Here is a 14598-nt window from a genome sequence, read left to right as displayed (position 1 = left end):
GCCTTATCCCTTCAACGATCCCTTGGTGGAGGGAACCGCATCCGGCTGGCGCGGATCGCGTTCGAGAGCAGCGCGCAGCGCGCGCGCCACCGCCTTGAAGCAGGTCTCGGCGATGTGATGGTTGTTGGCGCCATAGTGGTTGGTGACATGCAGCGTAATGCCGGCATTCTGCGCCAGCGCCTGGAAGAACTCGCGCACCAGTTCGGTGTCGAAGGTGCCGATCTTCGGCGACGAGAAGGAAACGTTCCAGACCAGGAAGGGACGGCCGGACACATCGATCGCGGCGCGCGTCAGCGTCTCGTCCATGGCAAGGTCGATCGAGGCATAGCGCATGATGCCGCGCCGCTCGCCGAGCGCCTTGGTCAAGGCCTGGCCGAGCGCGATGCCGGTGTCCTCGACCGTGTGGTGATCGTCGATATGCAGGTCGCCCTTGGCCCTGACCGTCATGTCGATCAGGGAATGGCGCGACAGCTGGTCCAGCATATGATCGAAGAAGCCCACCCCCGTGGCGATATCCGACTTGCCGGAACCGTCGACATGGACCGACACGGAGATGTCGGTTTCCTTGGTCTTACGGCTCGCTTCGGCGGAACGGGGCGGCATCACTCTATCCTTGTCCAGAGGTTCACATCGTGACCGGCTCAGAGGCTTCAAGCGCTCGCAGGCTTGAAAACGAAAGCCTTCTAGCAGCATGATCCGGCGATTGCCAGTTGCCTCCGGCATCGGTATCGGCCTTGCCAGAGAGCGATTTGCAATCACCGGCCCCATGCATACATATGGCCGATCAAAGTTACTCGTACCGCGCCAATCGCCTTATCGGGATGGCGCTGCTCGGAGCCCAAGAAATGTCCAATGAACTGACCATGCACGCCACGACCATCGTGACGGTGCGCAAGGGCAACAAGGTGGTGATCGCCGGCGACGGCCAGGTCAGCCTTGGCCAGACCATCATGAAGGGCAACGCCAAGAAGGTGCGCCGCATCGGCAAGGGCGGCAATGTGATTGCCGGTTTCGCCGGCGCCACCGCCGACGCCTTCACGCTTTTGGAGCGGCTCGAGGCCAAGCTCGAACAATATCCCGACCAGCTGACGCGCGCCTGCGTCGAGCTCGCCAAGGACTGGCGCACCGACCGCTATCTGCGCCGGCTGGAAGCGATGATGCTGGTGGCAGACAAGTCAGTCTCGCTGGCGCTGACCGGCACCGGCGACGTGCTCGAACCCGAATTCGGCGTCATGGCCATCGGTTCGGGCGGCAATTACGCGCTGGCCGCGGCCCGCGCGCTGATGGACAGCGACAAGGATGCCGAGGAGATCGCCCGCAAGGCGATGCAGATCGCATCCGACATCTGCGTCTACACCAACAACAATTTCGTCGTCGAAACGCTCGATGCCGCCTGAAGAGGTGGTGACCTATGATTTTCGGCCGGTGACGGAGAAAGACCTGCCGATGATCGCCGGCTGGCTTGCCCAGCCGCATGTTGCAGAGTGGTGGGACGATCCGGAGACGGAAATCGCCGGGATTAGCGATCATATCGACTCGATTTCCGTCGAGCCGCTGATCGTCGAGCTCGACGGCAAGCCGATCGCCTATCTGCAGAGCTACGATCCGCATCTGGAAGACGACCACCCCTACGCCGACCAGCCGTTCGGCACGCTCGGCATCGACGTGTCGATCGGCGTGCCGGAGCTGGTCGGGCGTGGCCATGGCTCGGCGATCGTGCGCCAATTCGTCGAACAGCTTTTCGAGGAAGGTGTTCCGCGCGTCATCATCGACCCGGATCCCGCCAATGTCAGGGCGATCCGCGCCTACGAAAAGGCCGGCTTTGTTGCCTTTGACACCAGAACATCGGAGTACGGGCCAGCCCTGTTGATGGCGCGCGACGCGACGCAGGAGCCCAATTGATCAGCGCCGAAACCCTCGACAAGGCAGTCGCGAAAGGTTTGATCTCGCAGACCTTGCGCGATCAGTTGGAGGCCATGGAACGCGCGGTCGCTCTCGCCCCCGAGGCCAGGCCCGCCGATGACGAGGGTGACGAGGAAAACCTGCGGCTGGTCGGCGGCGGCAACGATCTGTTCGTCACCGTGGGAACCGTTCTGCTCAGCGCCGGCTTCTTCTTTGTCCTCACCACCTTGCTTCCAGGCCAGACATTCTGGATCGCCGGCATCCTCGCGGTTTTCGCCTGGGGGCTCGCCGAAATCGTCACGCGTCAGCACCGGATGAAGCTATCGTCGTCCGTGCTTGCCCTGATTTTCATGGCCGCCATTCTGGCCGCTCTGGCGCTGCAAGTGGAGGCCAGCTTCGGCATACGCAAGCCGGAAACCATCTGGCAGCTATTGGCGTTGCGCCAGACGGCGTCCCGGGCCGGATATCTGTTCCTGGGCGGAGGAATAATCGCGGCGGCGATCTATTTCTGGCGCTTTCGCGTCCCCATCATTGCCGGGACCATCGCCATCGCCTTCACACTGCTTGCCTTCCTGCAAACGGCGATAATCCTGTATGACAGTGTGACAACCGGCGCGATTGCGCCGCCGCGCCTCGAGGACGTTCCCGAATTGCTTCGCGCGGCCCTTTACATGCCGCTGATCTGCGGCCTGATCGTGTTCGCAACGGGTGTCGCTTTTGACATTTACGACAGGGATCGACGCAAGATCTGGTCCGATTGCGCTTTCTGGCTCCATGTCGTCTCGGCGCCGATGCTGGTGCATCCGCTCTTTATCATGGCAACCGGCCAAAACGTCGTATTCGGACATATCGCGCCGGATGCCAATGCAACCATCATGCTGACGATTCTGATCCTTGGCTTCCTCTATGTCGCGCTGGCCATAGACCGCCGTTCGCTTCTGGTTCCTACATTGGCTTACTTCGGCTCGCTGGGCATCTATTATCTGGTGAATTCCGCCTCCGATTCGACGGGCATCCCGCCTTTTGCCTTGATCCTGGTCGTTGTTGGCGCGCTGATTATTCTGTTCGGGGCCGGCTGGCAGCGTATCCGGCGGATTGTGGTCAACCCCACCTTGCCGGCGGCCGTGATCCGCCGGCTGCCGCCGCTGAAGGCGTGACAGGGCTTTGTGATGATCGAGACGGCGACGCGAAACGAGGGGGAATGAACCGATGACGACACCGGCCACGGAAAACAGCTATTCGGCCTACGAAGACAGCTGGCGGATGGGGCTTCTGCTGGTGCTTGCCCTGGTCATCTTCCAGGCCGGGGCGCTCTACGGCATGGGGCGGACGCCGATCTGCACCTGCGGCTACGTCAAGCTCTGGCATGGCGTGGTGAACAGTTCGGAGAATTCCCAGCACATTTCGGACTGGTACACCTTCTCGCACATCATCCACGGCTTCCTGTTCTATGCGCTGGCGCGGTTCCTGTTCCCGCGTTCGCCGATCGGCCTGAGGCTGGCGTTCGCCGTCTTCATCGAGGGCGGCTGGGAGCTGCTGGAAAACAGCCCGTTCATCATCGACCGCTACCGCGCCGGCACCATTTCGCTCGATTACTATGGCGACAGCATCATCAATTCGGTGTCGGACACACTGGCCATGGTGCTGGGATTTGTGATGGCGCGAAGGCTACCTATATGGGTGATCGTCAGCCTCGCCATCATCTTCGAACTCGGCACCGGCTACCTCATCCGGGACAATCTGACACTCAACGTGATCATGCTGCTGCATCCGTTCGAGGCCATCAAGCAGTGGCAAAGTGGAATTTAGTGATATGAGCACATTTTCTCCCCGCGAAATCGTTTCGGAACTCGACCGCTTCATCATCGGCCAGAAGGACGCCAAGCGCGCCGTGGCCATTGCCTTGCGCAACCGCTGGCGCCGCCAGCAGCTGGAAGGCCAGATGCGCGAAGAGGTGATGCCCAAGAACATCCTGATGATCGGGCCGACCGGCGTCGGCAAGACGGAAATCTCGCGCCGCCTGGCGCGGCTGGCCGGTGCGCCCTTCGTCAAGGTCGAGGCGACCAAGTTCACCGAAGTCGGCTATGTCGGCCGCGATGTCGAGCAGATCATCCGCGACCTGGTCGAGATCGCCATCGGCCTGGTGCGCGAGAAGATGCGTGAGGACGTCAAGGCGCGCGCCCACGTCAACGCCGAGGAACGTGTGCTGGAAGCACTGGTCGGCAAGACGGCGAGCCCGGCCACCCGCGACAGTTTCCGCAAGAAGCTGCGCGACGGCGAGCTCGACGACAAGGAAATCGAGGTCGAGGTTGCCGACACCGGCAGCGGCGGCATGCCCGGATTTGAAATCCCCGGCATGCCGGGCGCCAATATCGGCGTGCTGAACATCAACGACATGCTGTCGAAGGCGATGGGCGGCAAGAAAACCAAGATGCGCAAGACGACGGTGAAGGAGTCCTACGACCTGCTGGTCAATGACGAGTCCGACAAGCTGCTCGATCAGGACGAGGTGGTGCGCCGGGCGCTCGATGCCGCGGAAAACGACGGCATCGTCTTCCTCGACGAGATCGACAAGATCGCGGCGAGATCGGACATTTCCGGCGGGCCCTCGCGCGAAGGCGTGCAGCGCGACCTGCTGCCGCTGGTCGAAGGCACCACGGTGGCGACCAAATACGGACCGTTGAAGACGGATCACATCCTGTTCATCGCCTCCGGCGCCTTCCACGTCTCGAAGCCGTCCGACCTGTTGCCGGAATTGCAGGGCCGCCTGCCGATCCGCGTCGAACTGCGGGCGCTGGAGAAGGACGATTTCGTGCGCATCCTGACCGAGACCGAGGCCAGCCTGATCAAGCAGTATATCGCTCTGATGAAGACCGAGGGCGTCGAGTTGACCTTCACCGAAGACGCCATCGATTCGCTCGCCGGCATCGCCGTCGATCTCAACGCCAGCGTCGAGAACATAGGCGCCAGGCGCCTGCAGACGGTGATGGAGCGGGTGCTGGACGAAATCTCCTACGATGCGCCCGACCGCAACGGAACGAGCGTCACTATCGACGCCGCCTATGTCGAAAAGCATGTCGGCGATCTGTCCAGGAATACCGACCTGTCGCGGTTCATCCTTTAAACGACGGCGCCGAAACGTTCCGGCGCCGGTCCAGGCAACATTTTCCGGCAAGCAAAATCATGTGTGGCCAGATGGTACCATCTGGCCACCTTTCGTCCTGCCGGGTGAAGGGGCGCTCTCGACTCGACCAAGAGCTTTACCTAGTTTGCGCGGCAATTCTCGATCTCTTGGTTGACGCAATTCCGGAAAACCGTTTCACACTTTTCCTGGAATTGCTTGGGCGGCGGGTGCATGAAAAAACTGATCCTGGTCATTCTCGGCTTGACGCTGGCGGCGACGCTGTTCGCCGCCGAGGCAGCGACATTGGTGCCGCCGGGAAATCGCAATGCCGTGCAGCCCGACATTCCCGGCGCCTCCAGCCGGCGCACGCAGGCGACCAACACCAGCTTCCAGGCGAAGTACCGCAAGGTCTATGCCCTGCTGCAGAACGACGCCGAATTGCGCGGCAAGATCAGGAAGGCGGCGGCCGCCTACGGCATCGATCCCCTGCACATCGTCGGCGCCATCGTCGGCGAGCACACCTACAATGTCGATGCTTATGACCGGCTGCAGACCTACTATGTCAAGGCGATCTCCTATCTCTCCAGCAAGCTGTCCTTCGCTTATGACGGCGAGGACATCACCGACTTCGTCCAGCGGCCGGAATTCAAGAAATGCGCGGGGATGTCCGACAGCTACGATCTGTGGGAATGCCGCGAACAGGTGTGGAACCGTTCGTTTCGCGGCAAGTCGGTCGGCGGGACCAGCTTTCCCGACGACCGCTTCGGCGCCACCTTCTTCCAGCCTTATTATGCCGGCCAGACCTTCGGCCTCGGCCAGCTCAATCCGCTGACCGCCCTGCAGATGAGCGATCTGGTGCACAAGGTTTCGGGCCTGCCCAAGCTCGACGTCGGCGATCCCAATTCGGTCTACAAGACCATCATGGATCCCGACCTGACGCTGCCCTACGTCGCCGCGACGATCAGGAAATCGATCGATGCCTATAAAAGCATTGCCGGCTTCGACATTTCGGGCAATCCCGGGCTGACCGCCACGCTCTACAATGTCGGCAATCCGGAGCAGCGCGCTTATGCGTTGAAGGCGGAGAACGACAGGCGCCGCGCCGCCGGTGAGCCCGAAAAGCTGCCGGAAGAGAATTATTATGGTTGGCTGGTGAACGACAAACTGCCGGAGCTGAAGGCGCTGTTTTAGGGCTGAGGTTCAGAGCCTTTACCTCCGCCTTGTAGTAGGTCGGACCGAAGGTTAGGGGCGGTGCCGCACTCCCATCCCGCAGCTGCGCAGCGGCCCCCGAAAAGGGGGAGCGTAGGCTCAGGCGGCCAACAACGACTTCAGCTTCACATCCTGTGATCCCAGCGCTTCCGGCGCCGGCTTGGCCCGCTTGGCGATCAGCATTTCGGCCAGCCTGATGTCGCGGGCGACCGCGTTGCCGGGGCCGATGCCGCTCGCCGCGACCAGCCTGCCGTCTTCAGCCAGATGGAAGAGGATGAAGGCGCCGTTGCCGAGATCGCGGCGCACGGTGTTTTTGCCCTCGTCGGGGAGCCCGGCGATCTGCAGGGACAGACCATACTGATCCGACCAGAACCACGGCACCGCCGCATGCGCCTCGCCGGCGCCGAGCATGTTCCTGGCCGCCAGCGCGCCCTGCTCCTGGGCGTTGCGCCAGGCTTCCAGCCGCACCCGGCGGCCGCCATAGACGGCGAGCGGAAACGAGCAGCAATCGCCGGCGGCAAAGATGTCGGGATCGCTGCTACGCAGCTCGGCATCGACTGCAATGCCATTGTCGATCGTCAGCCCCGCTTCGGCCGCAAGCCCGGTCACCGGCACGGCGCCGATGCCGATGATCGCGAGGTCGGCTGATATCTCCCGTCCGCCGGCAAGGGTGACGCGCACCTCGTTGCCATCGTCGGCGATGGACGCGATGCCGTCGCCGCACAGGACGTCGGCGCCCTCGGCGACATGCGCCTCATGGATGATTTCCGCGATCTCCGCCGGCACGCCGCGCATCAGGATTCGAGGCTGCGCCTCGATGACGGTGACCGCGGCACCGAGCTTGCGGGCCGCGGCGGCGAGTTCGAGGCCGATAAAGCCGCCGCCGATGACGGCGATACGGTTGCCGGGGGTGAGATGCGCGCGAATGGCGAGCGCATCAGCGAAGGTTCTGAGGTAGACGCAGCGCGGGCCCAGGCCCGGCATCGGCAGCTTGCGCGGCGTCGAACCGGTTGCCAGCAGGAGCTTGTCGTAAGGCAGGACCGATCCGTCCGACAGGCGCACAGTATGCGCCGCGCGATCGATCGCGACGGCCTGGACGGAATGGACATGCCGGATCGATTTCTCGGCCAGAATTGCGTCGCTGGCGATCGCCTTGATCTCGGGCGCATCGCTGGCCATCGCCTCCTTGGACAGAGGCGGGCGCTCATAGGGCAGATGCGGCTCGTCGCCGACCAGCGTCACCGGCCCCTGATAATCGAGGTCGCGCAGCGCCAATGCCGCCCGCCCGCCGCATTCGCCGGCGCCGATGATGAGCATCCCCCCCGCCATGTCAGTCATCCGATCTGGATCAGGACTTTGCCGGCATCGACCTTGACCGGATAGGTCTTGAGATTGATGCAGACCGGGGCGCCGCGGGCGTCACCCGTCTTGTAGTTGAAGCGCCCATTGTGCTTGGGGCATTCGATGATGTCATCCATCACCAGCCCGTCGGCCAGGTGCACCTTTTCATGCGTACAAAGGCCGTCGGTGGCGAAGAACTCGTCGTCGGGGCTGCGATAGATGGCGAAGGTACGGCCGCCATGGTCGAAGCGCATCACATCCTCCTCGTCTATGTCGCCGGTGGCGCAGGCCTCGACCCAGTCGCTCATTCAAGTCCTCCCAAAAGCAAAAAAGTGCGCAGCGGTTTTCCGTCCGGAATTGCGTTAAATAAACAGTCTGGATCGGATGGAAGCACGATCATTCCGCCGCGGCGGCGATAGTGTCGTTGTGGAATTCCTCGCGATATGGCCGTGCGGTCGGCGGCAGCTCGCGCTTGAGGAAATAGTCCTCGTTGCGCAGCTGGCGCAGGAAGACCGGGATCATCTCGCGGTAGCCGGCCAGGATCGACGGTGTCGCTTCCGGCAGATCGTGCTTGATCAGTTCGTGCAGCCTCGGCAGCGCATGATAGGGCACCATCGGAAACATGTGATGCTCGACATGGTAGTTCATGTTCCAGTAGATGAAGCGGCTGATCGGGTTCATGTAGACGGTGCGGCTGTTCAGCCTGTGGTCGGTGACATTGTCGGCCAGGCCGCCATGCTGCAGCAGCCCGACCATGACATGGTGCCAGGCGCCGTAGAGCCTGGGCAGGCCGACCAGCATCAGCGGCAGGAACGAACCGGTGTAGAGCGCCAGCCCGACGGTGGCGGCATAGATCGCCGTCCAGATGCGGGCGACGCGGATCGCCTTGGGCTGTTCCTGTTCTGGAATGAAGGTCTTTTCGGCGGCGCTGACGGTGCCGGCGGCGTTGCGAAGCATATCGCTCATCGCATGCCAGGCGTCGAGCACGCCGACGAAGCCCAGCATGGCGCGAACCAGATCCGGCGGCCGCATGACCGAGATTTCCGGGTCGCGGCCGACGATGACGGTGTCGGTGTGGTGGCGCGTGTGGCTCCAGCGCCAGGTAACCGGATTGCGCATGATCATGAAGCAGGCGATCTGATAGACCGCATCGTTCATCCATTGCGTGCGGAAGGCGGTGCCGTGACCGCATTCGTGCCAGCGTGAATCCGTCGAGGAGCCGTAGACTACGCCATAGACGAAGAAGAACGGCACGCACCACCATGTGCCCCAGAGCCAGGCGCCGCCGGCGCCGCTGACGATCAGGGCGGCGAACCAGATCGCCGTATCGCGGATCGCCGGCCCGTCGGAGCGCTGCATCAGCTCCTTCATCTGCTTGCGCGGTACGTCGGTGTGATACCACTCGGCCGCCGACAGGCCGGTCTCGACGGCGAGCTTGGCGTCGCGGCCGATCAGGCTGTAGTCACGCCGGGACGGCGCAGTGGACATGATTGCCTCCCTCGGCAAAGGCATCCGCCAGAGCGAATGCCATGAAATCCCTTGGCTTCAGGCGTCAAAGTAACGCCGACCGATGATAGACTCAACATCATAAAGATAGTTTCTATCATTTCCCATCAGAATGATTTACGAAGGGCTCGAGCAAACCCGACGAGGCAAGCATGGTGAAGCGGCCGACAATATCCGATCTGGCGCGCATCTCGGGCGTCAGTGTCGCCACCGTCGACCGCGTGCTGAACAACCGGCTGCCGGTGCGCGAAGAGACAGCGCGCCGCGTCTACGAGACCGCTACCGACATCGGCTACCACGCCGCCGGCCTTATCAAGCAGCGCATGCGCCAGGAGTTGCCGGAGTACCGCCTGGGCTTCCTGCTGCTGCGGGGCAACGATGCCTTCTACGGTGACTTCGCGCGGGAACTCGAACTGGCCATCTCGCAATCGCAGCGCTTCCGCGGCGTTGCGAGCATCGATTTCGCCAGCTCCCTGGCTCCCGACGAGATCGCCTTGCAGATGCGCAGGCTGGCGGCGAAATCGAGGGCCATCGCCGTTGTCGGTCCGGACCATCCGACCCTGACAGCCGTCGTGGAAACCTTGAAGGCGAGAGGGCAGCCGGTCTTTTCGGTGCTGTCCGATTTTGCCGCCGGCATCCGGGAGGGCTATATCGGCCTCGACAACCGCAAGGTCGGGCGCACCGCCGCATGGATGATCTCCAAGGCAGCCAAGCGGCCCGGCAAGGTCGCCCTCTTCGTCGGCAGCCACCGCTTCCACGGCCATGAGCTGCGCGAGATCGGCTTTCGCTCCTTCTTCCGCGAGCATGCGCCGGAGTTCAGCGTGCTTGAAACGCTGGTCAATCTGGAAGCCAACCAGGTGACCCATGACGCGATGATCGATCTTCTGGCGCGCTATCCGGATCTTGCCGGCTGCTACGTCGCCGGCGGTGGCATGGAAGGCGCGGTCTCGGCGCTGCGGGCAGCGAAGCCCGCGACTATGCCGGTGGTCGTCTGCAACGAGATCAACGCCGAGTCGCGCGCGGCACTCGCCGACAACATCCTCACCATGGTGATCTCGACCCCGCTCGCTGCTTTATGCCGTGAGCTCGTCGACCTGATGGCGCATGCCATCGAAACCGGCGCCGCCAACGCTCCGGGCCAGACCTTTCTGCCCTTCGACATCTATCTGCCGGAAAACATCTAGCCAGCCGCCGCGCGAGGTGCCGAGGCAAATGATAGAATCCATCAGAGCGATGCGTAAATCGGCCCGCAGGCCGCGGAATCGCCCTTGACGCCCCGATGTGAAATGGAATAAATATTTCATCATCTGTATATTTTGGTTCTTTCGTTCCGGAATATCTGTTTCAAACAGAGGGTTTGACGTTCCAGCCAACGGCAAGCGTCACCCGGAATAGAAATGACATCAGGGAGAGATTCCCCGGGGAGATCGGGGATTCCGGATAAATCGGTGAAACCGGACACCAATATGTGGAGGAGAAACACAATGAAGAAATTGATTTTAGGCGTCGCCTTCGCGGCGCTGATGAGTTCATCCGCCCTGGCCGCCAAGGTTGGCGTGTCGATGGCCAAGTTCGACGACAACTTCCTGACCGTGCTGCGCAACGGCATGATCGAGCAGGCCAAGGGCATGAGCGGCGTCGAGTTGCAGGTCGAGGACGCACAGAACGACGTTGCCAAGCAGCTTGACCAGATCAAGAACTTCGCCGCTTCGGGCGTCGACGCCATCATCGTCAACCCGGTCGACACTTCGGCCACGCAGGCGATGTCGGATGCCGCCGCCGCAGCCAAGATCCCGCTGGTCTATGTCAACCGCGAGCCGGTCAATGTCGACACGCTGCCCGACAACCAGGCCTTCGTCGCCTCGAACGAAGCCGATTCCGGCACGCTCGAGACCAAGGAAGTCTGCCGCCTGTTCAAGGAAGCCGGCAAGAAGGAAGCCAATGTCTATGTGATCATGGGCGAGCTTTCCAACCAGGCCGCCGTGCAGCGCACCAAGGACATCGACGATGTGATCGCGACGCCGGATTGCAGCTTCATCAAGATCATCGACAAGCAGACGTCGAACTGGAACCGCGACGAGGCGCAGAACCTGATGACCAACTGGCTTTCGACCGGCAAGCCGTTCGATGGCGTCATCGCCAACAATGACGAAAGCGCCATCGGCGCCATCCAGGCGATGAAGGCCGGCAACATCGACATGAAGGCGGTTGTCGTCGGCGGCGTCGATGCCACCCAGGACGCGCTGGCGGCCATGCAGGCGGGCGACCTCGACGTAACCGTGTTCCAGGACGCCGCCGGCCAGGGCGCCGGCGCTCTCGATGCGGCGCTCAAGCTCTCCAAGGGCGAGAAGGTCGAGCACAAGGTCTACGTGCCCTTCCAGCTGGTGACGCCAGCCAACATCGACAAGTTCCTGAAGAAGAACTGAGCCGCCAGCGGTTCGATACGGAGCGGCGCTCTCGATCAAGACAGCGCCGCTCCCCTCTCTCCCTCAGCGCCGGCACGGCGCGAGGGCGACCGCGGCTGATGGAGGACAGAATACGTGGCACAGACATCTCATGGCGTCGGCGGCGTCGGTTATGATGCGAAGAAGCGCACATGGCCGGCCGAGTTCAATGTTTTCCTGGCCCTGGTCATTCTCGTCGTCATCTTCGAACTGATCGGCCGCATCTTTCTCGGCGACAGCTTCCTGTTCAACACACGCAGCGATGTCGGCGGCATCTTCAACGAAGCGCGCCTGCAGATCATCATCCTGCAGGTGTCGATCGTCGGCATCATCGCCATCGGCGTGACACAGGTCATCATCACCGGCGGCATCGACCTGTCCTCGGGCTCGATCGTCGGCGCGACCGCCATGATCGCCATGAGCTTCGCCCAGGTGGCGACGGTCAACGGCAACCCCAATCCCAAGGCGATGTTCCTGGCGCAGGGCTGGACCGACCTGCCTGTCATCGTGCCGCTGCTGGTGGCGATCGCCTGCGGCCTCTTCGCCGGCCTGGTCAATGGCGCGCTGATCGCCTACACGCGCATTCCGCCATTCATCGCCACGCTCGGCATGATGGTGACCGCGCGCGGCATCGCCAAATGGTGGTCCAAGGGCCAGCCGATCTCGTTTCCCACCGAGAGTTTCGCCAGCATCGGCAAAGGCCTGATGCCGGTCGTCATCTTCCTGTCGCTGGCCATCCTGTTCCAGCTGATCATGACCTATACGAGGTACGGCAAGCACTGTTACGCGATCGGCTCCAACGAGGACGCCGCGCGCATGTCCGGCATCAAGATCGCCAATCACAAGATCCTGGTCTACGTCATCGCCGGCATTCTCGCCGCGCTCGCCGCCGTGGTGCTGAGCTCCAAGAACCTGACCGCGCAGTCCGGCATGGGCGTGATGTACGAACTCGACGCCATCGCCATGGCGGTCATCGGCGGGGTCTCGCTGTCGGGCGGCCGCGGCTCGATCATCGGCACGGTGATCGGCTCGCTGATCTTCGGCGTCATCATCTCCGGCTTCACCTTCCTGCGCCTCGACGCCTACTACCAGGAGATGGTCAAGGGCGTGATCATCGTCGGTGCGGTGGTTCTCGACCAGTGGCGCCAACGCCTGCGGGCAATGAGGGCATGACCATGTCAGACATCGTCCTGAAGACCGAAAACCTGACCAAGCGCTATGGCGGCGTGCATGCGCTGGAAGGCGCGAACTTCGAGCTGCGCAAGGGCGAGCATGTCGCCATCATGGGCGACAACGGCGCCGGCAAATCGACCTTCGTGCGCCAGATCACCGGCGTCGAGCAGCGCACCAGCGGCCAGATCTGGTTCGACGGCAAGGAAGTGAACTTTGCCGGGCCGATCGAGGCCCGCACGGCGGGCATCGAGACCGTGTTCCAGAATCTGGCGCTGGCCGACGATCTCGACGTGCCGTCGAACCTGTTCCTCGGCCGCGAGAAGGTTTTGTTCAACCTCGGCCCGTTCTCGATCCTCGACCGCAAATATATGCGCAAGGCAACCGAGGCGGCGCTGGTCCGCACGGCGGTGAAGATCCCCAATCTGTCCAACACCATCCGCCACATGTCAGGCGGCCAGCGCCAGTGCGTGGCGATCGCCCGGACCGCGACCTTCGCCTCCAAGCTGATCATCATGGACGAGCCCACCGCCGCCCTTGGCGTGCAAGAGACCGCGCAGGTCGAAAACATCGTGCGTACGCTCAAGGACAATGGCGAGCCGCTGATCCTGATCAGCCACAATATGCGCCAGGTGTTCGATCTCTGCGACCGTATCGTCGTGTTCCGGCGCGGCCGCATCGTCGCCAATCTGCGCAAGGAGAACACCGACGGAAACGATATCGTCTCCTACATCACCGGCGCCAAGACCGGGGAGGCGGAACTCGCGGCCTAAAACAGGATGGTCATCCTGTTTTCTGGCGCGCTCGAAAAATAGCCTTGCCACCTTTCCCCAAAAGCAAGGTGCGGACAACTCTCTCCAACCCATTCCCCAGAGGAAATACCCATGACCGTTCGCTTCGCTCTCCTCGGTGCCGGCCGCATCGGCAAGGTCCACGCCCGTGCCGTCGGCTCCAATCCGCAGGCCAAACTGGTTGCGGTTGCCGATGCGTTCGAGAAGGCGGCCACCGAACTGGCCAGCGCCTATGGCGCCGAGGTGCGCAGCATCGAGGACATCGAGAAAGCCGGAGATATCGACGCCGTCATCATCTGCACGCCGACCGACACCCATGCCGATCTGATCGAGCGCTTCGCCAAGGCCGGCAAGGCGATCTTCTGCGAGAAGCCGATCGACCTCGACGTCAAGCGCGTCGAGAAATGCCTGGCCGTGGTCGACAAGGCCAAGGCGACGCTGATGGTCGGTTTCAACCGGCGTTTCGACCCGCATTTCGCCGCTGTGCGCAAGGCGATCGACGACGGCGCCATCGGCACCGTCGAGATGGTCACCATCACCTCGCGCGATCCGGGCGCGCCGCCGATCGATTACATCAAGCGCTCGGGCGGCATTTTCCGCGACATGACCATCCATGATTTCGACATGGCGCGCTTCCTGCTCGGCGAGGAACCAGTTGCCGTGAGCGCGCATGCCTCGGTGCTTGTGGACAAGAAGATCGGCGAGGCCGGCGATTTCGACTCGGTCAGCGTCATTCTCGAGACCGCGTCCGGCAAGCAGGCCGTCATCTCCAACTCGCGCCGCGCCACCTATGGCTACGACCAGCGCATCGAGGTGCATGGCTCGAAAGGCATGGTGGCTGCCGAGAACCAGCGGCCGGTGTCGATCGAACTGGCCAATGAGAAGGGCTATACGCGCCCGCCGCTGCACGACTTCTTCATGACCCGCTATCTCGACGCCTATGCCATCGAGATTGCCTCTTTCATCGCCGCCGCGACCTCGGGCAAGAAGGCATCACCCAGCGGCGCCGATGGGCTTATCGCGCTTCGATTGGCGGACGCCGCGCTAAAGTCGGCAACCACCGGCAAGACCGTCCGCCTCGACAAGTAAGAACCGGAACTCAATCCAGGAG

General features: G+C 62.6%; 15 protein-coding genes. 11 read left to right on the top strand and 4 right to left on the bottom strand.

Features of this window, described 5'->3' with window-relative positions:
* Window positions 1-3: 3 nt before the first annotated feature.
* Window positions 4-603 (bottom strand): imidazoleglycerol-phosphate dehydratase HisB, encoded by a 600-nt coding sequence (gene hisB / locus LB519_RS00230; RefSeq protein ID WP_063169777.1) that lies wholly within the window; start codon window positions 601-603, stop codon window positions 4-6.
* A gap of 242 nt (window positions 604-845) precedes the next feature.
* On the opposite strand from hisB, the gene hslV reads away from it, so the two are divergent.
* The 6 genes from hslV (at window position 846) to LB519_RS00200 (ending at window position 6217) form a co-directional block, all read left to right on the top strand.
* Complete coding sequence (hslV, locus tag LB519_RS00225) at window positions 846-1397, top strand: ATP-dependent protease subunit HslV (RefSeq protein WP_013528351.1); 552 nt, start codon at window positions 846-848, stop codon at window positions 1395-1397.
* On the top strand, window positions 1387-1902 hold the full coding sequence (locus LB519_RS00220; protein ID WP_127369768.1) for a GNAT family N-acetyltransferase: 516 nt from the start codon (window positions 1387-1389) through the stop codon (window positions 1900-1902). The genes hslV and LB519_RS00220 overlap by 11 nt, the downstream gene beginning before the upstream one ends.
* Window positions 1899-3059 carry a hypothetical protein gene (locus tag LB519_RS00215; protein ID WP_224618269.1) on the top strand — a complete coding sequence of 387 codons (1161 nt, stop codon included), beginning with the start codon at window positions 1899-1901 and terminating at the stop codon, window positions 3057-3059. The genes LB519_RS00220 and LB519_RS00215 overlap by 4 nt, the downstream gene beginning before the upstream one ends.
* 52 nt (window positions 3060-3111) lie before the next feature.
* Entirely contained in the window at window positions 3112-3711 is a 600-nt protein-coding gene (locus tag LB519_RS00210) for a DUF2585 domain-containing protein (protein ID WP_013528354.1), read from the top strand.
* 4 nt (window positions 3712-3715) lie between these two features.
* Complete coding sequence (gene hslU, locus LB519_RS00205) at window positions 3716-5026, top strand: ATP-dependent protease ATPase subunit HslU (RefSeq protein WP_024502005.1); 1311 nt, start codon at window positions 3716-3718, stop codon at window positions 5024-5026.
* A 231-nt stretch (window positions 5027-5257) separates the two neighbouring features.
* Window positions 5258-6217, top strand: a complete 960-nt coding sequence (locus tag LB519_RS00200) for a DUF1402 family protein (protein ID WP_027161039.1) — start codon at window positions 5258-5260, stop codon at window positions 6215-6217.
* A 117-nt stretch (window positions 6218-6334) separates the two neighbouring features.
* Here LB519_RS00200 and LB519_RS00195 read toward each other — a convergent pair whose 3' ends face one another.
* From LB519_RS00195 to LB519_RS00185, 3 genes are all read right to left on the bottom strand, one after another.
* Window positions 6335-7573 (bottom strand): NAD(P)/FAD-dependent oxidoreductase, encoded by a 1239-nt coding sequence (locus LB519_RS00195; RefSeq protein ID WP_224618268.1) that lies wholly within the window; start codon window positions 7571-7573, stop codon window positions 6335-6337.
* Window positions 7570-7884 carry a MocE family 2Fe-2S type ferredoxin gene (locus LB519_RS00190; RefSeq protein WP_013528358.1) on the bottom strand — a complete coding sequence of 105 codons (315 nt, stop codon included), beginning with the start codon at window positions 7882-7884 and terminating at the stop codon, window positions 7570-7572. The genes LB519_RS00195 and LB519_RS00190 overlap by 4 nt, the downstream gene beginning before the upstream one ends.
* A gap of 88 nt (window positions 7885-7972) precedes the next feature.
* Window positions 7973-9064, bottom strand: coding sequence for a fatty acid desaturase family protein (locus LB519_RS00185; RefSeq protein ID WP_224618267.1), 1092 nt, complete (start codon window positions 9062-9064; stop codon window positions 7973-7975).
* A 170-nt stretch (window positions 9065-9234) separates the two neighbouring features.
* Here LB519_RS00185 and LB519_RS00180 point away from each other — a divergent pair, with 170 nt between their 5' ends.
* The 5 genes from LB519_RS00180 to iolG all read left to right on the top strand — a co-directional run bounded on the left by LB519_RS00180 (window position 9235) and on the right by iolG (window position 14576).
* Window positions 9235-10266 carry a LacI family DNA-binding transcriptional regulator gene (locus tag LB519_RS00180; protein WP_013528360.1) on the top strand — a complete coding sequence of 344 codons (1032 nt, stop codon included), beginning with the start codon at window positions 9235-9237 and terminating at the stop codon, window positions 10264-10266.
* 300 nt (window positions 10267-10566) lie between these two features.
* A complete protein-coding gene (locus LB519_RS00175) occupies window positions 10567-11508 on the top strand; it encodes a sugar ABC transporter substrate-binding protein (RefSeq protein ID WP_024502009.1) in 942 nt (313 codons plus the stop codon).
* Window positions 11509-11622: 114 nt separating this feature from the next.
* The gene (locus LB519_RS00170) at window positions 11623-12699 is read left to right on the top strand and encodes an ABC transporter permease (protein WP_013528362.1); all 1077 of its coding nucleotides are present in this window, start codon (window positions 11623-11625) and stop codon (window positions 12697-12699) included.
* Between the two features lie 2 nt (window positions 12700-12701).
* Window positions 12702-13469, top strand: coding sequence for an ATP-binding cassette domain-containing protein (locus LB519_RS00165; RefSeq protein ID WP_023810655.1), 768 nt, complete (start codon window positions 12702-12704; stop codon window positions 13467-13469).
* A 111-nt stretch (window positions 13470-13580) separates the two neighbouring features.
* Window positions 13581-14576 (top strand): inositol 2-dehydrogenase, encoded by a 996-nt coding sequence (gene iolG / locus LB519_RS00160; protein ID WP_063169773.1) that lies wholly within the window; start codon window positions 13581-13583, stop codon window positions 14574-14576.
* Window positions 14577-14598: the final 22 nt, after the last annotated feature.

The organism is Mesorhizobium sp. AD1-1, from assembly GCF_020164655.1.
GTDB classification, from domain to species: Bacteria; Pseudomonadota; Alphaproteobacteria; order Rhizobiales; family Rhizobiaceae; genus Mesorhizobium; species Mesorhizobium ciceri.
Note: the sequence above shows the minus strand (reverse complement) of the source record. Positions and strands in the feature narration are given on the sequence as shown.